Annotated in this window: 14 protein-coding genes; 1 reads left to right on the plus strand and 13 read right to left on the minus strand. The window is 44.0% G+C overall.

The features are described 5' to 3' along the window. Positions 1-129: 129 nt before the first annotated feature. From D0C36_RS10855 to ileS, 6 genes are all read right to left on the minus strand, one after another. Positions 130-2,601 carry a YfhO family protein gene (locus D0C36_RS10855; protein ID WP_117391653.1) on the minus strand — a complete coding sequence of 824 codons (2,472 nt, stop codon included), beginning with the start codon at positions 2,599-2,601 and terminating at the stop codon, positions 130-132. Between the two features lie 90 nt (positions 2,602-2,691). After that, a complete protein-coding gene (locus D0C36_RS10860) occupies positions 2,692-2,988 on the minus strand; it encodes a hypothetical protein (RefSeq protein ID WP_117391654.1) in 297 nt (98 codons plus the stop codon). A gap of 12 nt (positions 2,989-3,000) precedes the next feature. After that, positions 3,001-3,261, minus strand: coding sequence for a DUF4834 family protein (locus D0C36_RS10865; protein WP_117391655.1), 261 nt, complete (start codon positions 3,259-3,261; stop codon positions 3,001-3,003). Between the two features lie 265 nt (positions 3,262-3,526). After that, positions 3,527-4,132 (minus strand): lipoprotein signal peptidase, encoded by a 606-nt coding sequence (locus D0C36_RS10870; protein WP_117391656.1) that lies wholly within the window; start codon positions 4,130-4,132, stop codon positions 3,527-3,529. Next, complete coding sequence (locus tag D0C36_RS10875; protein WP_117391657.1) at positions 4,133-4,510, minus strand: TraR/DksA family transcriptional regulator; 378 nt, start codon at positions 4,508-4,510, stop codon at positions 4,133-4,135. Next, entirely contained in the window at positions 4,511-7,894 is a 3,384-nt protein-coding gene (gene ileS, locus D0C36_RS10880) for an isoleucine--tRNA ligase (RefSeq protein ID WP_117391658.1), read from the minus strand. 549 nt (positions 7,895-8,443) lie between these two features. Between ileS and D0C36_RS10890 the strand changes: the two genes are divergently transcribed. Further along, complete coding sequence (locus tag D0C36_RS10890; protein WP_117391660.1) at positions 8,444-10,087, plus strand: M28 family metallopeptidase; 1,644 nt, start codon at positions 8,444-8,446, stop codon at positions 10,085-10,087. A 460-nt stretch (positions 10,088-10,547) separates the two neighbouring features. Here the strand turns inward: D0C36_RS10890 and D0C36_RS10895 are convergent, their stop codons facing one another. The 7 genes from D0C36_RS10895 to D0C36_RS10925 form a co-directional block, all read right to left on the minus strand. Further along, positions 10,548-12,572 carry a tetratricopeptide repeat protein gene (locus D0C36_RS10895; RefSeq protein WP_117391661.1) on the minus strand — a complete coding sequence of 675 codons (2,025 nt, stop codon included), beginning with the start codon at positions 12,570-12,572 and terminating at the stop codon, positions 10,548-10,550. 10 nt (positions 12,573-12,582) lie between these two features. Then, entirely contained in the window at positions 12,583-13,428 is an 846-nt protein-coding gene (locus D0C36_RS10900) for a hypothetical protein (protein WP_117391662.1), read from the minus strand. A gap of 9 nt (positions 13,429-13,437) precedes the next feature. Continuing rightward, positions 13,438-14,739, minus strand: coding sequence for an acetylxylan esterase (locus tag D0C36_RS10905; RefSeq protein WP_117391663.1), 1,302 nt, complete (start codon positions 14,737-14,739; stop codon positions 13,438-13,440). Between the two features lie 13 nt (positions 14,740-14,752). Next, positions 14,753-15,994 carry an acyltransferase family protein gene (locus tag D0C36_RS10910; protein WP_117391664.1) on the minus strand — a complete coding sequence of 414 codons (1,242 nt, stop codon included), beginning with the start codon at positions 15,992-15,994 and terminating at the stop codon, positions 14,753-14,755. A gap of 385 nt (positions 15,995-16,379) precedes the next feature. After that, entirely contained in the window at positions 16,380-17,330 is a 951-nt protein-coding gene (locus D0C36_RS10915; RefSeq protein WP_233524468.1) for a TIGR01212 family radical SAM protein, read from the minus strand. Positions 17,331-17,488: 158 nt separating this feature from the next. Beyond that, the gene (locus tag D0C36_RS10920; RefSeq protein WP_117391665.1) at positions 17,489-18,976 is read right to left on the minus strand and encodes a SusD/RagB family nutrient-binding outer membrane lipoprotein; all 1,488 of its coding nucleotides are present in this window, start codon (positions 18,974-18,976) and stop codon (positions 17,489-17,491) included. Positions 18,977-18,988: 12 nt separating this feature from the next. After that, on the minus strand, positions 18,989-22,183 hold the full coding sequence (locus D0C36_RS10925; protein WP_117391666.1) for a SusC/RagA family TonB-linked outer membrane protein: 3,195 nt from the start codon (positions 22,181-22,183) through the stop codon (positions 18,989-18,991). Between the last annotated feature and the right edge of the window lie 657 nt (positions 22,184-22,840).

A 22,840-nucleotide genomic window follows, 5' to 3' on the forward strand; every position in this document is an offset into this window, starting at 1 on the left:
CGAAGCAATCTCCGAACTATGCAGAGCAAGCTTGTCCTAAAGAGATTGCTTCGTACCTCGCAATGACGCGGTGGAGATAAACAAAAAAGGCGATGATCTCTCATCGCCTTTTCTTATAAGCTAAGCTGGTTAAGCTTTTGCAGGTTGTTTGTTTTTACGTTCGCTGTATGCGGCACCGGCAAGGGCAAGCACCAATAATACCGAACCTGCAAGCGAAATATTCTCGCCGGTGTAGTATGAGTTTGGGTGGAATATGAACTCTACCTTGTGGTTACCTACCGGGATAGTTGCTGCGCGTAACAGGTAATCTGCACGATAGTACGGTTGCTCAACACCATCAATTTTCATTGTCCAGCCTTTGTCATAGTATATCTCAGAGAACACGGCTACCTGGTTAGCGGTTGAACCGGTTTGGTAAACCAAATGCTCGGGTGCGTAACTAACCAATTTAATAGAGCCATTAGCATCATATCCTAATGTTTTGGCTTCAACTGTTTTCTTAAAGCTCTCGTCAACCATAGCTTCGGTCTGAGGGTCGAAACTGCTGATGGCCTGCATCTCCTGATCGGCGCCTTTTACATATTTAACGCTTTTTACAAACCATGCGTTGCCACAAGCTGTGTTGTTAGCATGCATGCTTGCCGCGCCCGTTTTAGGATCAGGAGTAATGATATACTTGGTATTTAACATATCCAATACATCCTGGTTAACACTTTTGGTGAACTGATTTTGAACCAATTCCTCAAAACGGCGCAACCTTGCAGAGTGGAAACCACCCACGGTTTTATAGAAATATGATGAATGCGAATCCTGGAAAGGATTGCCCAGTGTAAGGTCCATCACCCTGAAGTTTGGATCTTTATCGCGCATAATAAACTCATCAACCTCGCGCGGAACGTAGGCCTGATTCAATACATCACTTGATACAAATGTTTCATCTTTAAGGTAACGTTTATCAACGCTCCACATATCTATCAGCACAACAGCTAAAACTGCAATAGCTGCAAAAGTTGTATTGATCTTTTGTTTGATCACAATCCATACCAAACCAAAAGCAAGTGCAATGAAGATCAAAGTACGGATAGCATCTTGCCTTTCCAGGGCCTGGCGGTCTTCAACAAGTGCATTAGCAACTGAATTGGCCATGCCGGTATCGCCACGGAAAGCTTGCGCCAGCGCGTTGATCAAATTTTGGTGCTCAGTACCTTTAAAGCTAAGAATAAGGCCCGGCAGTACAATCATCAGCAAGGTTAAACCACCGGTGATGTAGAATGCCAGTTTTGCTTTAGCAAATACAAAAGCTTTATCCGGGTTTTCAAACACCTCGTTCAAAGCAAGGAAAGCCAGCAGCGGGAAGCATAGTGATGCTATTACCAACGTAGACTCTACTGCACGGAACTTATTATAAAGCGGGAAGTAATCAAAGAACAGATCTGATATAAACGGCAGGTTTTTACCAAACGATAAGAACACGCTTAGCAATACCGCACCAAGCAACCACCATTTAATACGGTTTTTGATGATGATTAAGCCCAGTACAAAAAAGAAGAATACTACTGCACCAAAATACCATGGGCCGTTGGTGCTTGGTTTATTGCCCCAGTAAAGCGGCAACTGCGAAGCCAATTGCTGCGCCTGGCCGGCATCAACACCTTTATCAATTAATGATTTGGCAACCTTTGAATCTTCGCCCCTTGTGGTGCTACTGCCGCCACCGTAGGCGTTAGGGATAAAGAATGTAAATATTTCAGTAGGGCTTTCGCTCCAGGTATAAGCGTAGTCTTTATCTAAACCGGCACTTTCGGCAGTGGTTTCACTTTTCAAATTCGGTTTACCACGAATGGTGTATTTACTATATTCGTAAGTGGTCCACAGCGAGCCTGCGTTAACCAATACGGCTATGATAGTGCCCGCAAAAAGATAAGCGATGGCCTTAAAGAACGGCTTTGTAAGGCCCGACTTTATAGCGTGGTAAAGCTCGATACATACCAGTATGATGATTGCCAACAGCAGATAATAGGTCATCTGCACGTGATTAGAGCGAATCTCCATAGCCATAAAAAGCGCCGTTAACGATGCACCTAACACATACCGGCCGCGTAGTGTCATGATAATACTTGCTACAATTGGCGCAAAAAAGGCAATAGCATACGCCTGGTTGGCATGCCCTGCCTCTATATAAATAAAATTGTATGATGAGAACGCGAATGCCACAGCACCTGCAGCCGCCAGCCACCTGCTCAGTTTAAGCGTGGTAAATAAGAAGTAAGCGCCAAACAAATAAAGCAAAACAGTATCAACCGGGTTAGGGAAAATACCTTTTAAACCGTCGATAACGTATGTAGTAGCATTTTTGCCGTACTTGGCCCATATTTGGTAGCTTGGCATACCGCCAAACATCTGGTTTGTCCATAACGGTGCGTGGCCGGTTTTCTCCTTCACATCCATTATCTCTTTCTGCATCGCTTTTGCCTGCAAAACATCACTTTGGTATAATATCTTGCCCTGCATAATAGGGTTCAAGAAATAAGCATACGTAAGTATGAAAAAAATTGCTGCAACTATCAGATGCCCGCCATTGCGCTTTATCCAGTTGTTCATTTAAACTTGTTTAGGGAATACTAATTATAATATTAAAATCTTCCAAAAATAGAAAATTGGATGAGATTAAAAATGATAAGTTTTACAGAATCAGCAGTTGTGCGGCTGGTTTTGGAAGTAAAAGAAAAGGCCTATCATCAGCAAAATACTTACGATGTAGAGAATACCGTTTAACCAGCTATACTCATCGGGGTTACGCCTTATAGTGTAAACGTTATAAAGCGCCAATACGGCAAGCGCCCCCCAGAAAAAATTATTGATGGCATTACAGCCCGTAAAAAGCTGTATAAGGATGGCTAATACAATGCAGTTGGTTATAACCAGCAGCACTGTGGGTGGTGTGTTATTATGATTTTTTCTGCGTTTGTAAATTCCGTCAGGAAGCATAGGCTCTGGGGCTTATTTGATTTCCTCGTAATCTACAAATTCTCCTTCAGAATCGGGTACAGAACTTTTGCGTTGCTCGGGCATGTGATCAATACGGATCTTACCATCGGGGCGTGGTTGCTGTTGCTGCTGGTAATAGTTTTGTTGCTGGCGGGCCTGCTCCTGCGCTTTGTTCACCACGTTTTGAAAAAGCATAGGCAAAAATATACGCACCAGGCTACGGATAATGTACAGCGAACAGATTGATATGATGAGAAAGCGTATTAAGATCATAACACTATAATTAGTCAGTATACAAATATAAATATATAACGAATAAGTTGACCCGATAGTTTACAAGGTCAGTGTCAAAATAATAATCAGGGATAAGTGAAATCATGAAATCCCACGTCATTGCGAGGAGCGACAGCGACGTGGCAATCCTCTACCCACAGAGCCGCCCTGTAAGTAGAGGCTTGCCACGCTGTCGCTCGCAATGACGGGTAGGGAAAAGAGCCCACAACAAAAAAGCCCTGCATTTCTGCAGGGCTTTTCTATATTATTCTTCAACCATTTCGCTGTTGGGATTGCTTTCCTCGGGCGTTTCGTGTTTAAAGTAACGTTTCTGGTTTATCAGTATCATGATAACGCCGATAGATATAGCGGCATCAGCAAGGTTAAATACCGGGCGGAAGAAGATAAATTCTTCGCCTCCCCACATAGGGAACCATGTAGGGAAATGACCGGATAGTATAGGGAAGTAGAACATATCAACCACACGGCCATGGAATATGCCGGCATAGTTATAAATAATACCATAGAAGGTAGAATCAATGATATTGCCCAGCGCACCGGCCAGTATCAAAGCCACCATCATAATTAAGCCACGGTGGTATTTATGTTTGATGAGATGTACCAGCGCATAACCAATACCAAAAACAGCTACGATACGGAAGAGCGTTAAAGCAAGTTTACCCAACTCGCCACCCAGTTCCATACCAAAGGCCATCCCGTTATTTTCGGTGTAATGCAGCATGCCCCTATCGCCCAGGAATTTTATTTCCTCTCCAATAGCCATGTGTTTACGAACCCAGATCTTGATGATCTGGTCGGCAAGGATAATTAAAGCAGCAGTAAGAAACGGTCGTGTATAAGCAGCCTTCATCTATTGCTTCAGTTTAGCTTCCATGGTCAGCGTTGTGTGCGGCACGGCACGCAGGCGTTCTTTAGGGATCAGTTTACCCGTTTCGCGGCAAATACCGTAAGTTTTGTTCTCGATACGAACAAGGGCTGCCTCTAACTGCTCAATAAATTTCTTTTGGCGGGCAGCTAACTGGTTTATTTGCTCTTTCTCAAGGGTAGCAGAACCATCCTCAAGGGTTTTGTAAGTACCTGCGGTATCGTCAGTACCGTTTGCATTTGGTGAACTTAATGATGAGGCAAGTGCGTTCAATTCTTCTCTCGAGCTACGCAGCTTATCTTGTATCAACTCTTTGAATTCTTTCAGCTCAGCATCAGAATACCTTGTTTTTTCGTTTTCCATTTAACTTTTATTTATGGCGATCAATATCTCAAATTCGTCTATTACAACCTTTTCGCTATCAGTAAGCCCTGCTGATTGTTTAACACTATCGGCCAGTACTTCGGCGCAGATGTAAGTAAGGTTACTTTCGATAGCTTTACGTATTTCCGCATCAGCATACACCTCAACAGTAATACGGTCAGTAACCTCAAAGCCTTTGCTTTTGCGCAGGTTTTGTACACGGTTAACAAACTCGCGGGCATAACCTTCTTCTTTCAAAGCCTCAGTGATGGTAATATCCAAGGCAACGGTAAGCTTACCTAAGTTAGCCACCTGCCATCCCGGAACATCCTCGGCGATGATCTCAACATCTGATGATAGTATCGAGTACTTAGCATCAAGTATCAATATAGAGCCATTAGCTTCCAGTTCTGAGATCTGATCTTGAGAGAAAGCGTTTATTGCAGCAGCCACATCCTTCATATCCTTGCCTACTTTAGCACCAAGGGCCTTAAAGTTTGGTTTTATCTTTTTCTTGATAAAACCGGCAGTATCGGTTATGTACTCAATGTCTTTGATGTTGGTCTCAGACAGTATCAGTTCCTTAACCTTTTCAACCTGTAATTTAAAGTTTTTATCCAGTATAGGCAACAAAATTTTGCTTAGCGGGCGGCGAACCGGCACCTCTATTTTCTTACGCAGCGATAGTACCAGTGATGATACATCCTGCGCCAGTTGCATACGTTCTTCTAAAGCTTTATCAACCAGGTCGGCGTGGTACTCTGGGAAGTAAGCCAGGTGAACTGATTCAAATTCCTCTTTACCGGTTACACTGTTAAGGTCGGTATATAAACGCTCGGCAAAGAACGGCGCAATAGGCGACATCAGTTTGCTGATGGTAATTAAACAAGTATAAAGCGTTTGATATGCCGATAATTTATCATCAGAGTTATCTGATTTCCAGAAACGGCGACGGCCCAAACGTACGTACCAGTTGCTCAGATGTGCATCAACAAACTCCTGTATAGCACGGGCAGCCTTGGTAGGCTCAAAGTCGGCGTAGTAGCCATCAACCTCGGCGCTAAGGGTGTTTAGTAACGATAAGATCCAACGGTCAAGCTCGGGGCGGTTCTCAATCGCTATCTCCGCTTCCTCGTATTTGAATTTATCGATATTGGCGTACAGCGTAAAGAACGAGTATGTATTATAAAGCGTACCAAAGAACTTACGGCGAACCTCATCCAAACCTTCGGTATTGAATTTAAGGTTATCCCATGGTGATGCATTGCTGATCATATACCAACGTGCTGCATCAGCACCAACTTGTTCAATGGTAGCAAACGGATCAACACCATTGCCTAAACGTTTAGACATTTTGTTGCCGTTCTTATCCAGCACCAAACCGTTTGATATTACGTTTTTAAACGCTATGCCGCGGTTGCCAACTTTCTCGTTAACGGCTTTTACCTCGTCGCTTGCCTCGCTTAGCATTACGGCTATGGCGTGCAGGGTAAAGAACCACCCACGGGTTTGGTCAACACCTTCTGCAATAAAATCAGCAGGGTAAGCAGCCTCAAACTCATCTTTATTCTCGAAAGGGAAATGCCATTGTGCATACGGCATGGCACCACTATCAAACCAAACGTCAATCAGGTCTGTCTCGCGGATCATTTTATTGCCGGTTGATGATACCAATATCACATCATCCACATAAGGGCGGTGCATATCTTCCAGCTTAAAGCCCTCAGGCATAAAACCTGCGGCGATAGCTTTCTCTATCTCGGCATTCAGCTCAGCTATTGAACCTATACATTTTTCTTCGCCACCGTTTTCCTCGCGCCAGATAGGCAGCGGGGTACCCCAGTAACGTGAGCGTGAAAGGTTCCAGTCAACCAGGTTTTCCAGCCAGTTGCCGAAACGGCCGGTACCGGTACTTTCAGGTTTCCAGTTGATGGTTTTGTTCAGCTCCACCATCTTGTCCTTAACGGCAGTGGTACGGATGAACCAGCTATCTAACGGATAGTAAAGTATCGGCTCATCAGAACGCCAAGAGTGTGGGTAGCTGTGTTCGTATTTTTGTACGTTAAATGCTTTGTTCTCTTCTTTTAGTTTGATAGAGATGAGTACGTCGGTCGGTTTAAAATCCGCTTCGGCGCGCTCAGCATCCGTATAATATTCTTCTTTAACGTAACGGCCGGCATAGTCGGTAACTTCGGTAACAAAACGGCCTTGTTTATCAACTAAAGGCACATCTTTACCGTTCTCATCCTTCACCATTACCGATGGCACGTTGTTCTCTTTACATGCTCTAAAGTCATCCGCACCAAAAACAGATGCAGTATGTACTATACCGGTACCATCACCTGTAGTAACAAAATCAGCCGGAATAACGCGGAATGCATTTTTCTCCAGGTCCTCATTGGTTACGTAAGGCATTAGCTGGTAGTAGTGGATGCCTACCAGTTGGCTGCCTTTAAACTCGCCGGCAGTTTGCCATGGGATAACTTTGTCGCCGCCTTTGTAATCATCAAAAGAAGCGTTCTCGCCATCGGCTTTAAAGTATTTACCAACCAGCTCTTTAGCCAATACCACACAAACAGGTTTGTAGGTGTATGGGTTAAAAGTGTTGATCTTTACGTAAGTGATATCCTCACCAACCGCCAAAGCACAGTTTGATGGCAGTGTCCATGGTGTGGTTGTCCAAGCCAGGATAAATACATCAGTATTTACTCCATTGAACAGGAACTCAGAATCGCCATCGCGTTTAACTTTAAACTGCGCGGTGATGGTGGTATCCTTCACCATTTTGTATGTGCCCGGCTGGTTCAGCTCGTGCGAGCTTAAGCCCGTGCCAGATTTTGGCGAGTAGGGTTGTACCGTGTAGCCTTTGTATAAAAGGTCCTTTTTATAAAGCTCCTTTAGTATCCACCAAAGGGTTTCAATGTATTCGTTCTCGTAGGTAACGTAAGGGTTTTCAAGGTCAACCCAGTAGCCCATCTTTTCGGTAAGGTCGTTCCACACATCGGTGTAGCGCATTACCTCTTTGCGGCAGGCATCGTTATATTCTTTAACGGTAATTTTCTTACCAATATCGTCTTTAGTAATGCCAAGGGCTTTTTCAACAGCCAGTTCAATAGGCAGGCCGTGCGTATCCCAGCCACCTTTACGTTTAACCTGGTAGCCTTTAAGCGTTTTATAACGGCAAAAAATATCCTTAATAGAGCGGGCCATTACGTGGTGAATGCCCGGCATACCATTTGCGCTCGGCGGGCCCTCGTAAAAAGTGTAAGGGTTGCTTGCCGGGCGGCTGCTGATACTTTTGGAAAAGATGTTGTTCTGTTTCCAGAAATCAAGAACCTCTTTACCCGTTTTCGATAGATCTAATTGCTTATATTCCTTGTACATCAATATGTTCGCCTCGAATTTTAAAGGTTGCAAAAATAGGCAATTTAATTGTTAATAGGTATATGTTTTACTATAAAGACACAAAGCTTTACACGGAGTTTATCAAGCGTAGCGACGAATTTGACTCACCCCCTAACCCCTCTCTGCTGCGCAAAGAGGGGAGATTTTTACTTCTATTTATTTTTAATCCTCTTTTCGCGCAGCGAAGAGAGGGTCGACCAGCGAAGCGGAGTCGGGGTGAGTAAATGGGCGTTCCCGCCGAATGGCGGCCCGCGCTATCCGCTCATACGCGCACAGGCATTAAGCTCTGGGCCGGTATCCGCTACTATCGCTAACGCAAACTCATCACCCCGTCATTGCGAGGTCCGAAGCAATCTCTTTAGGACAAGCAGCTCTGTACAGCCGGAGATTGCTTCGTACCTCGCAATGACGCGTGGGATTGGATCGAGCATTCTTAAACCCTCTTTTCGCGCATCGAAGAGAGGGTGGTCGAGCGGAGCAAAGACCGGGTGAGTAAAATTCCTATATTTGAATTAAAACCCAACCACTATGAAAATAAATGCAATAACCATCATCTCCGTTGCTGCCCTGTTTGCAGGCTGTGCCGGTAACGATAATAAAACCACAACTGCAGGTGCCGATACCGGACTTGCCGCAGATATTAAACACCACATTGCCGTACTGGCTAATGACTCTCTATTAGGCCGCAAACCATTTAGCGAGGGCGAGAAAAAAACTATCAATTACATTGCTTCTGAATATAAAAAACTTGGCCTGGAGCCGGGCAATAACGGCAGCTATTTCCAGGAAGTACCTATGGTGGAGATTGCTTCAACTGCCGATGACTTTAAAGTTAACGGCAAAACAACTTTAGACCTTAAACCGGGTGTTGACTTTGTGGCCTCTACCCGCCGCGAGCAGGACACCATCGGCCTTAAAAACTCGCCACTGGTGTTTGCCGGCTTCGGCGTGGTTGCTCCTGAGTTTAATTGGAACGATTATAAAGACCTTGACGTAAAAGGCAAAACCGTAATAGTATTAGTTAACGATCCCGGCTTTAAAGCGCCTGAGAAATTGTTTAAAGGCGATACAATGAGTTACTACGGCCGTTGGACGTATAAGTACGAAGAGGCTGCCCGCCAGGGCGCCGCAGGTGTGATCATTGTTCACCAAACCGAGCCCGCCAGCTATGGCTGGCAGGTGATACAGAACAGTTTTACAGGCTCAAAACTTTACCTGCAACAGGCCGATAAACACATGAACCGTTGCAAGGTTGAGGGCTGGATAAGTGAACAGGCTGCCACCAAACTATTAGCCAGCGCAGGCATCACCGGTAATATCCGCGACTACGCTCGCCGTAAAGATTTTAAAGCTGTACCGTTGGGCAGCAGTGTTTCGCTGTCACTGAAGAACACCCTTAAATATTCAAAATCAAACAACGTGATAGGCATCCTTAAAGGCACTGAACGCCCTGAAGAAACCATCCTGTACACAGCCCACTGGGACCACTTTGGCATTGGTAAGCCCGATGCAAAAGGCGATAGCATTTATAACGGTGCGGTTGATAACGCCAGCGGCGTAGCCGCTATTTTGGCAGTTGCCAAAAAGTTTGCAGCGCAGAAAGAGAAGCCAAAACGTTCTATTGTATTCCTGGCGGTTACCGCCGAGGAGCAAGGGTTATTGGGTTCGGAATATTACGCCACTCGCCCTGTTTATCCGCTTAACAAAACAGTTGCTAACCTGAATATTGATGCGCTGTCAGACTTCGGCGAGACCAGTAATTTTTCGATCACCGGCAAGGGCCAGAATGATCTGGATGATTATGTGATCAAACTCACCAAAGCAAAAGGCTGGGATGTAGTAGGCGACGAGAACCCGGGTTCTGGCAGCTATTACCGCTCAGACCATTTCAACTTTGCCAAGGTCGGTGTGCCTGCATTAGACCTGCATAACGGCGCCAAAAGCATCCAACGCGGCGAAGAGTTTGGTAAAGAGAAACTGAAAGAATACAACGAACAACGCTACCACCAACCATCAGACGAATACAGTGATGCCATGGATACCCGCGGCATGGCCCAAACCACCGATCTGATGTATAAACTCGGTGTACAACTAAGCGGCGAAACAACCTTCCCCGGCTGGAAAAAAGGCTCGGAGTTTAAGGCTGTAAGAGATAAAGCGATGGGGAAATAGGAACGAAGATTCCACCGTACCATGTCATTTCGAGCGAGCAGAGGAGCTTGCATGAGTGCATGGCGCGACGAGAAATCTTCTACGTGCGACCTGGTAAACCTAAACACATGGCGTAGAAGATTTCTCCTCGCTACCGCTCGTTCGAAATGACATTTATTCTTTAATATGAGACACATCAGATTTTGGCAAAAAGTTTCAAATTATTCCGGCATAGGGGTGATCATATTGGCGTTAAATAGCCTCTTCTTATACGATACTCTACATGAAAATAGTTTAATTATTTACCCTTTAAATGGCTTGGTACTGGCGATTTTCCTCATCTCAGAAATAATGAAATTTATCTATCGCAGGAAAAGTGAAACCCCATTGCGTTAGCCCCTACCCAAAATCCCAACAAAACACAAAAGGCCGGGCATTACGCCCGGCCTTTGCTTTATCAGATCAGTTAGTTAATAGTTTCTTATTTACAATATTTAGCAGACTCTGCTGCTGCGGTTTTTGAGCCGAGGCTAATGGCCTGTTTAAAATCGGTACAGGCATTAGCAACATCTTTCTGGTTAACTCGTGCACGACCTCTGAGGGTGTAGATCTCGGGGTTCTTTGGCTCAATTTTAATCGCATAATTAAAATCAAGATTGCTGCGTTCGGTATCGCCGGCAAGGCTGCGAGCAAGGCCGCGCCATGCGTAAGCAATGGTGTTATCAAGATCAATAAAAGTGACACTGTTGAAATCATCAACCGCGCCCTGGTAGTTCTGCATAGCCAGGCGGATTTGCCCGCGGATGAAGAAGGCATCTTCCTGGCCATCATTTATTTTGATGCCTTTTGCAATATCGGCCAGTGCGCCGGCATTGTCTTTCATATCAAATTTGGCACTGCCACGGTTAAAGTATGCCAGCGATGATGCGGTATCTATCTTCAAAGCGGCATTGTAATCTGCAATGGCACCCGGCAGGTCGCCGGTATGCTGTTTGGCCACACCACGCCCAACCAAAAAATTAGCATTCTTAGGATTTTTGGTCACCAACGCACTAAACAGCGGCAAGCTTTCGGTATAAAACTTAGCACGCACCATCGATTTTACGTACCTGTCGCGCAGGTTATCGTCGTCTTTATCAATAGTGGCAATGCGTTTATAGTCGGCCAATGCACCTGCGCGGTCATTCACTTTAAGGCGGGTTTCGGCTCGTTTTAACAATGTTTCAGAGTCGCCGGGGCTGTAGCTTAAGGCTTTGTTGTAATAACCCAAAGCGGTATCGTACTGGTGCCTGCCTGCGGCAATATTACCCAGCAATACATAAGAGTAATCGTTAGATGGGTTCATTCTTATACCCTGATTCAGGTCGGCCAGTGCAGCGGTAGTATCCTTCAGTTCAAGGTTGGCGCGGGCACGGCTTACGTAGGCATAAGAGTTTTTGGCATCCAGTTCAATAGAGCGGTCGGCATCATCTTTGGCATCATCAAAAGCTTTCATATCCAGCTTCAGGTCGGCACGGCTCTGGAAAGCATCTGATGTTTCCTTCAACTCTATCGATTTATCAAAATCGGCCAGTGCTCCTTCTTTATCGTTAAGGTTGTATTTTACCAAACCATCGTACAGGTAAAGCTCAGCATTGTTGGGGTCGCGTTTAATGGCTTCGCCAAAGTATTGCAGTGCACCTTTTTTATCGTTACTGCTGCTTAGCGCATTTGCCAGGTATTTGTACAAGTTAGGCAGGCGCGGATTTAAGGCGATGGTAGCTTTATAATCAGCAATGGCAGCATTGTAATTCTTAATATTGCCATAAGCGTTGCCACGATAAAACATAGCCTCAGCATTACGTGGATTAAGCGCCAGTGCAGCAGTATAATCGGCAATAGCACCACGGTAGTCGCCCATGTTACCTTTTGAGTTTGCGCGGTAGTAGATAAGATCAGAGTTCTTAGGGTCAAGCGCTACGGCCTTGTTGTAATCTTCAATGGCGCCTTCGTTATCCTTCAAATTAGCCTTCGCCACACCACGGTATTCATATAACGATGGGTCGCGCGGATCTAACGAAATGGCTTTTGTAAAATCCTCAACGGCGCCTTGGTGATCACCTAAATTAGCTTTAGCATTAGCCCTATAATGGTACATATCTGCACGCGGATTAAGCGCTATAGCTTTATTGAAATCAGCAACAGCCTCATTAAACCGGCCTTTGTCATTATAGATATTGGCACGATATAAATACGCAAAAGCGTTATTGGGGTCGTACTGTATGGCTTTGGTGTAATCGGCAACAGCATTATCAGATTCTTTTAAGTTACTGTAAGCATTTGCACGATAGAAGTATGCCTTTGCGTTGTTAGGCTCAATCTCAATGGCTTTACCAAAATCGATAATCGCCTGCCGATAGTTTTTAATATTAGCCTCGGTATTACCCACACCTATTAAAGCCTCGGCGCTTTGCGCAAAGCAATAAGCAGGTAGCAGTAAGAGTGCTATAATAATTGATCTGACCATTTTAAATATCTTATCTGAAAGGCTTAATTAATACTGAGAACGATGCCGTAGTACCATTACCGGTGTTACGACCGTTTATAAAATGCCCGCCCGTTGCAAAAAAAGACAGGCGCTTGTTAGCTGTGTAACCGTAAGTAAGCGATGCCTGGTTAAACGCAAAGTTTTTGTTAACCGCCTGTATTGGCGAAAATTGCGTAAACTTACTTGACGAGTAGAAACCTCCCAACGATACTGATAACTGGTGATGGAAGCGCCTATCGAGTGTTAAACCAAAAGTACCGGTATACCTATCCTGCGTAGGGCCATCGGGGCCAAAATATTGGCGAACACCGTTCTCCAGCGTAAAGTAATAGTTTTTACCAAATACTTTACCGCTACCGGCAAAGGCCAGCTTTATTTCGGCACCTTGTTCGCGGTAGCCCAGGCCAAGATCATTGTATAACGGCGTGATGTAAGTACCCTGCACCGTGAAATAGTATATGTAATTGATGTTGGCTACGTAATAACGTAACCCCAACTCAAGATCGGTAAGGCCGCTACTGGTTGTTCTTGCCTGGCTATCTTCATAAGTGTTGCGTACATAAGGTAGCAAAGCAACTGCCGTTAATCTCCTGCTGATGCCATACTCGGCATACAACGAAAAACCAATAGATTGAAATTCTCCGCCATTTGGGAACGGGTTTTTATGACGTAATGAATCCCATCCGCTGTTTGCATAAAAGTAGCTAACCGATGGCGATAGCAGCAAACGTTTTGGCCTTACAGGGAAACCGCCCGCAAAACTGCTGTTATAAGCCAGTGTAAAAAGGCTTATGGCTATCAGGAATATTCTAAGTTGAGTTTTAGGTATTGTCATGTTGTTAGCTTAAAATAGTGCAAAATGGTCGCGCATCCATCTGCCTTCAAGGTCTTTGTATGATTGTGATATCTCGTGGCCAAGGTCTTTGAAAACCATCAGCCTTTTATTTCCGGGTATTACATTATAAGTTGCATACTCGCTATATGGCGGTGCATAAGGGTCAAGCAATCCTATACCCATTATCATAGGGCAGGTTACACGTTCGGCAAAGTTTTTACCGTCGTAGTAGTTCATATTGCTTAGCACCTTGTCAAAGGTTAAGCCCGGTTGGGTACGTATATATTTCTTAATATCGTTTATAGGCCAGGTAACCTCGCCATCCAGGTTATTTACATCACAAAGGATAGGGTTTTGTGCCGAACAAAGGTTAACGCGTTTATCCAGCGCAGCTGTAGCCAGTGCTAAATATCCGCCCATACTACCGCCCGATACAAGGATATTATCATGCTTTAAATTAGGCTGGGCGCAAATAAAATCTACCGCACGCAGGCAATCCATAATCACGCCGCGCATCACATAGTTATTTTTGTCTTCTATCCTGTAAAAAATAAACTCATCGCGGCGGGTGTCTATCGGGCCACGACTATTACCCTGCCCTCTTACATTAAGGGTGATAATGGCAAGGTCTTCATCCAAACCGGTTATCGGCAGCAAATTAACCTGGTAACCCGGCAAACCCAGCAGTACCGAAAATTTGCGGTTAGGGTTTGAGTTAATAGGCACCGTCATCCAGCCTTTTATCAGGTAATTATCTAATGAGCGCATCTCGATGAGGAAAACCTTACGGTTATCAGTATTCATCTTAGGCATCGGGGTTATCTTAAAGTTGGGCTTAACGGCAGCCAGTTCGGCTTTGGCTTTGTTCCAGAAAGCATCAAAATCTGCAGGTTTCTGATATTTTGAGCGGATCACATCAGGCTTAATACCGAATACACGGCGGGTGGTATCATCGTACTCTGATATGTTCACCATAAAGTTGATCTTGTAAAAACCACTTGGCAGCGACGGCAGATCGAAGCTGTATTTCTGTGAGCTTTTTTTACCCAGGTTTACTTTTTGCGATGCCGTTTTAATGTTTTTACCGTGCTGCGTTATCAGGTATGATACGGTACCTGTTTGCGGTGTATTGGTAGGATTTTTCACCTCGAAGGTATAGTCGGCATGATCGCCAAAGATGGCGTTCTTGTTGCCTGCGGTAAGTACGGTTGATATGCCTTCGTCATCATCCTGCGCAAGGGCGCGGTTTATCCCCGTAAGGGTGATAATGCAAAGGAGCAGTAGAAATATCTTGTTTGATCTGGTCACCATGTTTAAATGCAGCTTAAGCTTTTATTGCCTCAGATTTGTTTTCAGGGTTACGCGCTTTATTCTTGATCAAAAAATCCGACTGACGAATATAATGATTTAGCGGTTCCTCAATGGTTTTAAACAGCAGTATGGATACCGCATTAAGCACTATGAAGGCATAAAGTACGTTCAGGTTATCATATTGAAAAGGCGAGTTCCAATCCTTGCCCCATTTATCGTAAAGTTCAAAAATATCGTCGTTCCATTTGTTCAAATAATTATGGAACAGATCATACATCCAGCCTAAATGGATCAAGTAGAATATGTATGAGCTTTTGCCCAGTAGCTCCACAAATTTAAAGCTCAGTATTTTCTTAAGGATGGTGGTCTCGGTTAATAAACCATAAAAGAACACCGCGATGGATGTAGCCAGTAAATAGTTATTTGTTACAATACCGAATGGATGGTGTAAACCTGCTATCTCCCCTTTTGGTATAGGCAGGATGGACATAATCCAAACGCAGACGAATATGGCCAGGAAACCACCGTAGGTGAACCAGGTTTTGGCTTGCCCGTCAATTTTGTCCTGCCTGCGTTTAACAATGAGGGCCAACTGGATACCTGCAAAAAATTCAAAACAGCGGCCAAGGAAAGTGTAAAGGAACATAAAGGTAAAGTTGCCAAAGAAACCGTACCAGTTAACGTTTCTGAATATCATTACCAGCCCTGCACCAAACAGTGTTATCACCGCCCATTGTAACCAGAATTTATTATATTTTTTTGCGAAGTAAAACACGAACGGAGCCGAGAAATAGAAACACTCTTCCACCGTTAAGCTCCAGCCCTGGGCTATGCCTGTAAATTTCAGTTGGTCAAAAAAGCCACGCACAAAGGTGATATTCATAAAGAACAAACCTATGGGGCTGCCAAAGCCATTAACGGTTTTAGCATCATGCGTAAAATAGTAGGATATAAATGCGCCCGCTGTAAGCAGGAAATACATAGGGTAGATACGCGCCACCCTGTTTTTTAGGTATTGCTTAAACCAATCGCCGGTAAGTTTAAAATTATCAAAATACCTAAAGGCTATTAAAAAACCCGATAGCACAAAGAAAATGGTTACCCCGATATGGAACTCGTTAAGAAAACGTTGCACGCCGTGGGGAAAATTTTCATCAAAGGCATAAGCGTAGTGCGAAATAAACACCAGGTACGCTGCCAGTGCACGTACGCCCGTTAATGCCGGAATATAGTTTTGTAGAGGTTTTTGCGCCAAAACAGTATCTGAAAATTAAGTTTTACGGTAAATTGTTCGTAATAGTTATACAAAGCAAATACCAATAGCCATAACATGCAAATGCAACAGTTAAATTGGTAAAAAAAATTCAGAGATAATTGTTTGGATTGCTCTTAGAGAAATGGGGAATATTCTTTAGGTCATTGAGTCATTCGCTGCGCTGTCACCGGGTCATTGCGCTCTCTCTAACATGTCATTTCGAGCGAGCAGAGGGACGGGCTAATGCAATGGGGCGACGAGAAATCTTGTTAGACAAGATAGGGCAATCTGCTTAGCATTGATAACATGATTTCTCCTCGCTGACGCTCGTTCGAAATGACACCGTGTTATTTTGGCCTTATCTGCACATTTGAAATCTGCAGATCTACAGCGCACTCCCCTGCACCACGCCTCTTTCCAGAATACGTTGGTCAATACGGTATTGGATCTCGCTTTTTTTTAGACCCCAGTTGGGGGCAATAAGTAGTTCGCGGTCGCTGAGGCCGAAAAGGCGTTGGATCACAATATCCGGGCGAACCAATGGCAGCAGGTCGCAAAGGAAATCGGCGTATTCATCCAGGCTGAAAAGCTTAAATGGATCGCGTTTATATTTTACCCCCATCACGCTGCCTTCAACAATATGCAGGTGGTGGAATTTTACAAATTTAATCTGTTGGTGGCGATTGATCTCATCGGCATAGGCCAGCATCATTTCGCGGGTTTCGCCGGGCAGGCCAAATATGGTGTGCACGCAAATATCCAGCGGGCTGTTCTCTACCAGTTTCAGGGCCTTCAGCAATTCATCATGGCTGCAGCCCCGGTTTATTTGGGCAAGGGTATCATCATAAATGCTTTCCATGCCCATCTCCAGGTCAACATCAAAGCGGTCGGTATAGCTTTCAAGCAGGGCCACTTTTTCAAAGTCGATACAATCAGGCCGAGTACCTACGCTAAGGCCAACAATATCTTCGGTACCGTAGCTTAGCGCCTCATCATACATCATTTTTAAATAATGCGCAGGCGCGTAAGTATTGGTATTGGGCTGGAAATAGATAATGAATTTATCGGCACGGTTGCCTTTGCGGGCGCGCTCCATTCCTTCCATTACCTGCTGGCGCACAGTTGCTGCATTACGGCTAACAGATGGTGTAAACGAATCTACATTGCAATAGGTACAACCGCCGTAGCCTTTGCTGCCATCGCGGTTGGGGCAGGTAAAGCCGCCATCAACAATTACTTTAAATACGCGCTTGCCTTTGTACTTCTCACGAAGCCATGGGCCGTAATTATTGTAACCTTTATCCCACTGTACCCCTGCCTGGTTTGTTAACATCATGATAGCCGCAAAGATACGCTTTTTTAAGATGCGCAAATTTCAGATGTGCAGATATGAGATTGATGTGCAGATCTCAAATGTGCAAATATGCCGATGAAACAAAAAAAGGTGGCAAGCTTTCGCTTTGCCACCTTTATCAGATTGTGAGTTATGGAGTATTATTTATCCCACCATATATGCGTATTCAACGCATCAGGGCCTTGTCTTGCTACAACTTCGTTGTAGTTTGTTTTATTAAGATCATTCTCTGATTGCGGATACTGCTGCCTGCGTGGAATATGCTTATCAGCATTAAGCGCGGTTGGTACAGGATCTAACAACACCGGGAAACCTGTACGGCGATACTCTGCCCATGACTCCCAGCCGTTACCCAGATAATTAGCTAACCATTTCTGGGTAATTATCTGCTCTTCTGCTTTGGTTGCATCAAACACTACACCCGGCTTGGCTAAATAGGTGGCTGTTGCCGCCTCTGTTATGCCATTTTGGGCTAATGATGCAGTTATACCCTTATTGTATAAGGTAGCTGCCTGTCCGTCGCCGCCGGTTATCCAACCCAGGTGCGCAGCTTCTGCCTGTGCAAACAAAATTTGCGCATAGCTTGTCCATACAGTAGGGCTACTTTGGCTTGCGTATGCCGGGCCAATTTGAGAAATATTGCCCTTAACCTTACGATTGCCTATTTTAAAAGCGCCCAATGCCGAACCTGATGTACCATAAGGTAAACCAACAATTGTGCCTGTAGATGTTGTATCTGCATAAACCTCTAAACGTGGGTCGGCATTTGCCTTTAGGGTATTTATTACCAAAGCGCTTGGGCCATAGTCATAACGGTTACGGTAATTACCAAACCACGGGTTCTCGTTATTTAATTCACCTAAATATTTATATGTAGCGTTATCTTGGTTTGAAGTCATTAAACCATCGGCAACCGCTTTTTTAAATTCAGCACTACCGGTTGTTTCATCTATCTTGCTTAAACGCAGCGCCATAACAGCGCGTAACGAGTTTGCCCAGTGTTTCCATTTGGTAACATCACCTTGAAACAAGATATCTTCATAAAGGCCCCCATTATCAAACTGTGCCTGTGCTTCGGTAAGTTCTTTGAATAGAGCGGTGTAGATATCTTTCTGGGTATCAAACTTTGGCGTTAGCTCGGAAAGGCCTTTTAAGGCTTCAGAGTAAGGCACATCGCCCCAACGGTCAGTAACGGTTAAGAAAACAAAGGCCCTTAAAATACGCGCTACTGCTATCTGGTTTGCATTTGAGCCAAAATTTAAAGTGGTTATCGCATCTTTTAAAGCTGGGTCGGTATTAAACCTTATTACCTGGTTAAGATCGGCAATTGGGCCGGTATAGTAACCCTGGTAATCGTATTGCGCCAATGCAAATCTCGACTCATTGGTGTAAAATGTTTCAGAAAGATATTGCGAGTATAATTCGCCTGCGGCGCTATTAATGTTGGTTGTAGCGTTACCACCACCTGTACCACCAAGCCATTGTATAGCACTGTTAATGCCATAGCCGGTAGAAAGTACATCAGGTTGGTTGGGGCTAACGTTCATGTCGTCGGTAATTTTTTTGCAGGAAGTAAGCACCGCCGCTGCAACAAAAACCACCAATATTTTATTTAAATACTTTTTCATAAATACTTCTGCTTAAAAGGTTAAATTAAGGTTAAAACCAAGGGTACGTGTTGCCGGCAACTGGCCACCTTCGTAGAACGAGGTTTGCAGTTGCGATGGGTCGATACCTTTTACTTTGGCTTTGGTGTAAATTAACCATGGGTTTTGCGCTACAATTGAGAAACGTGCAGATTGCAACGGGATACGGCCAAACCAGCTTTTAGGCAAGTTATAGCCTACGCTAACCTCTCTTAATTTAATGTAAGTTGCATCATAGGTATATTGTTCCCAGATGGCGCTGTAATAACCTTCATTTAAATCGCGGGTATCAACAAAAGTGGTGTTTGGGGTACCATCTTCATGCACACCTTTAACTAAAGTACCACCACCTGTTGATGGGTCGTCCCTACGTGGTTTGCCGTTCTCGTTAAGGCCTACAGTTGACAGTGCCAAACCAGAACCTGCAAGGTTTTGCTGGGTTACCGATACAAATTTACCGCCGTATTGATAGTCGATAGAGAAACCAATGTTAACACCTTTGTAAGTGATACTATTGGTAAAACCACCGGTAAACTTAGGAAGTATGCTGCCTAAATTTACATTATCATCGCGCTCAGGGAAACCATCGGCATCAACAATAATGTTGTTATTAGCATCTCTCCTGAAACCCGAGCCAATTAACTGGCCATAAGGCTGGCCAACAACACTGTTAACCGAGAATGACGGCGAACCTACGAAACCAAAACCGGTTGCACCCGCTCCCTGGAAACCAGACAGGGTTGAACCACCTGCACCATCCGGTGTAGAGCGCAGGGTATTAAACTCGGGGTAAAGTGATACCACTTTATTCCGGTTAAACGCAATATTGAAGTTTGCATCCCAAACCAGGTTGCTGTTTTTAATAGGCGTACCACCTAATGACATCTCAATACCGTGGTTTACTATTGAACCTGCATTTACAATGATGGTTGAGTAACCTGTGGTACCATTAACCGGCAGCGGTAATATCTGGTTCTTGGTATTGCGGTGATAGTAGTTAAAATCAAAACGGATACGATCGCCACGTAAGAAATGCAACTCGGTACCTAACTCGTATGAGGTTGATAGCGTTGGCTGCAAGTTAGGATTAGGCAATGCATTTGGCAGGAACTGTATTGGTGTACTGCCGTAAGGCACCGTGCTTAAGTTATAAGTTTGATAAACCTGGTACGGATCGATATCTGAACCTACCTTAGCAACTGATGCTCTTAACTTACCAAAAGTAAGCACATCGTTCTTCTCAATAAGGCCGGATTCGGTGAACACAAATGAACCCGATGCACCACCATATAGGTAAGAACGGTTATTTGCAGGCAAAGCAGATGACCAATCGTTACGCACATTCAGGTCTAAATACAAAAATTGCTTGTAACCCAATGATGCATAACCGTACAAGCTGTTTACCACTTTAGTAGTGTGGATAGTTGTAGCAGATGGCCTGTCGAGCGAGTTATCGGTAGTGTACAGGTAAGGGATGGCTAAACCGCCGTTAGTACCTGCAAACACGTATTTGGTTAGATCTTCTCTTGATTCGCCAAAGGCACCTGCACGTAATGACAGGTCTTTACCAAACATGTGGTCATACTCTAACGATGCAACATAATCATGCTCTTTGTATTGGTAGCTGCTTTCAGAATATGCATCAGGATTGATGGTGCCTGAGCCTACACGGGCATTTTGGTCGCGGTTTAAATAATCGCCACGGGCAATAAATGATAGCTTTAACTCTTTTGTAAAGTTGTAAGCAGCAGTTAAGTTACCGTAAACACGGTTGTTATTTGCCTGCGTTGTGTTAACATAAGCCTCGGTGTATGGGTTGTCCCAGTATTTTGGCGTAAGATCGGTAGGGCCGCTAATGTTCCAGGTAGTGTAAGTACCATCAGGGCGGCGATAATCTTTCAGCTTGTTCATCTCCAGATCGCGGTGGAACCATTGGTTGAACGAACCTGATGTTTGCGTGCCGTAGCCTTCAGAAGGTACGTTTTTAAGGTTCTCCTGGAAAACGTTGATATTGGCGCTAACCGTAAATTTAGGCGTAATTTTCATATCGCCGTTAAAGCTTACGTTATTGCGTTTTTGGCTTGTATTAGGGCTAACACCGGTACGGTTTAAATTAGTATATGATACACGCGCATTATAAGTATCTCCTACTTTTGAGAAAGCTACATTATTATTAGTGGTAACACCTGTTTGATAAAAATCGCGTACGTTATCCGGTTGTGCAACAAACGATTTAAGTTTACCAAAATCTGAATTTGACGGGTCCCAGAAATACCATGGTGCATATTTGGTTCCATCCATTTTAGGGCCCCAGCTCTCATCAACATCGTAGTTGTAATATTTGGTACCGCTAAAGTTTTTCAGGTATTCAGGATCATTGGCCGCGTATTCATACACATTCCATTCCTGGCTGTCGCCGCCACCATATTCATTCTGATACTTTGGCAAAGTATAAACACGCTCAAAAGTGGTAGTTTGGTTTAGTGATACACCAATACCTTTTTTAGATCCTTTTTTAAGTGTAATAACTACCGCACCTTCAGATGCGCGCTGGCCATATAAAGCTGTAGCTGCAGGGCCTTTAAGTACCGTTAATGATTCAACATCATCATTGTTAATAGAGTTAGGATCAGTAACAACGCCATTAACTACATAAATTGGGTTACCACCCGATAGCGAGTTGATACCACGGATACGCACGGTTGATGCACCAAATTTAGCACCCGAACCACCCAGTATTTGCACACCAGATACTTTACCGGCAAGCGCCGTATTAAAATCCTGTTGGCGGGTCATGGTAAGGTTTTCGCCTTTAATTTGCTGGGCTGCATAACCCAATGATTTTTCCTGGCGTGATATACCCAATGCAGTTACCACAACCTCGCCCAGTTGCTGGCTGCTTTCTGCCAGGGCTACGTTAATAGTGGTACGGCCGCTAATAGGCACTTCTTGCGGGGCAAAACCCACAAATGAGAATACAAGGGCAGTTGCGTTTGATGGCACGCTTAAAGAGTAGTGGCCATTAGCATCGGTAACGGTACCGGCCTGGCTTTCTTTAACACGTACACTTACACCGGGCAATATACCCTTATCGGCAGCAGCAGTAACTGTTCCGGTTACTGTGCTGTTTTGCGCTGCCGCGATGGCAACATTAAAAAGAAAAAAAATGAGTAATAGTAATCTATTCATATTCGTCACTCCTATTCATAAACGTTTGTTTGAGCATTTGATAAAAAAGCAACCCTCTACGCCTTAAAGAGGGTTGCTTAACTAATTAACTGATCTTATAAAGAACAACAAGCGTGAAATATCTTTAAGCACACAACTAAAAATTGCGCGCATAGTAAAGCCGTTAAACAGCAATGTTTAAATAATTTTAATTAGGGTGGGGGTATTGAAGGGTATTGGGCAGTAAGGTAAACGAGCGGATTTATTAAGGTAGACCGACTTATGTTGTAGAATACTGACGAGGCAAATTTAATTAATTTTTGATTAAAGCAACCGAAAGGTCATTAAAATTGGATTAGAAATTAAACTATAAGATAATAATTATTAATACCAGTCCTAATAACAGGCTATCAGAGATTTAACTTATTAAATACCGGTTAATATTTTAAATACATAACACCAATATCAATGAATAATAATATTTCGTAACTTTTATTTTACAAATTTCGCAATTAAAACGGCTCAAAAAGGCCATTATGTCGGCAAGACACAAACCTCATTTACGAATCTCACAAAACAGCTTATTTAAGAAAATGCACTCAACGCTTTTGACAAGTTGCTATGCTTGCATAGAAAATAGCTATTTTTGTTATCACCAGTTTATAAACACACCTGAAT

Origin of the sequence: Mucilaginibacter conchicola (assembly GCF_003432115.1) — a bacterium.
Classification (GTDB): domain Bacteria; phylum Bacteroidota; class Bacteroidia; order Sphingobacteriales; family Sphingobacteriaceae; genus Mucilaginibacter; species Mucilaginibacter conchicola.

Excerpts from the sequence above, each read along its gene's own strand:
- D0C36_RS10855 (WP_117391653.1), bottom strand. The coding sequence starts at position 2,601 with ATGAACAACTGGATAAAGCGCAATGGCGGGCATCTGATAGTTGCAGCA.
- D0C36_RS10860 (WP_117391654.1), bottom strand. The coding sequence starts at position 2,988 with ATGCTTCCTGACGGAATTTACAAACGCAGAAAAAATCATAATAACACA.
- D0C36_RS10865 (WP_117391655.1), bottom strand. The coding sequence starts at position 3,261 with ATGATCTTAATACGCTTTCTCATCATATCAATCTGTTCGCTGTACATT.
- D0C36_RS10870 (WP_117391656.1), bottom strand. The coding sequence starts at position 4,132 with ATGAAGGCTGCTTATACACGACCGTTTCTTACTGCTGCTTTAATTATC.
- D0C36_RS10875 (WP_117391657.1), bottom strand. The coding sequence starts at position 4,510 with ATGGAAAACGAAAAAACAAGGTATTCTGATGCTGAGCTGAAAGAATTC.
- ileS (WP_117391658.1), bottom strand. The coding sequence starts at position 7,894 with ATGTACAAGGAATATAAGCAATTAGATCTATCGAAAACGGGTAAAGAG.
- D0C36_RS10890 (WP_117391660.1), top strand. The coding sequence starts at position 8,444 with ATGAAAATAAATGCAATAACCATCATCTCCGTTGCTGCCCTGTTTGCA.
- D0C36_RS10895 (WP_117391661.1), bottom strand. The coding sequence starts at position 12,572 with ATGGTCAGATCAATTATTATAGCACTCTTACTGCTACCTGCTTATTGC.
- D0C36_RS10900 (WP_117391662.1), bottom strand. The coding sequence starts at position 13,428 with ATGACAATACCTAAAACTCAACTTAGAATATTCCTGATAGCCATAAGC.
- D0C36_RS10905 (WP_117391663.1), bottom strand. The coding sequence starts at position 14,739 with ATGGTGACCAGATCAAACAAGATATTTCTACTGCTCCTTTGCATTATC.
- D0C36_RS10915 (WP_233524468.1), bottom strand. The coding sequence starts at position 17,330 with ATGATGTTAACAAACCAGGCAGGGGTACAGTGGGATAAAGGTTACAAT.
- D0C36_RS10920 (WP_117391665.1), bottom strand. The coding sequence starts at position 18,976 with ATGAAAAAGTATTTAAATAAAATATTGGTGGTTTTTGTTGCAGCGGCG.
- D0C36_RS10925 (WP_117391666.1), bottom strand. The coding sequence starts at position 22,183 with ATGAATAGATTACTATTACTCATTTTTTTTCTTTTTAATGTTGCCATC.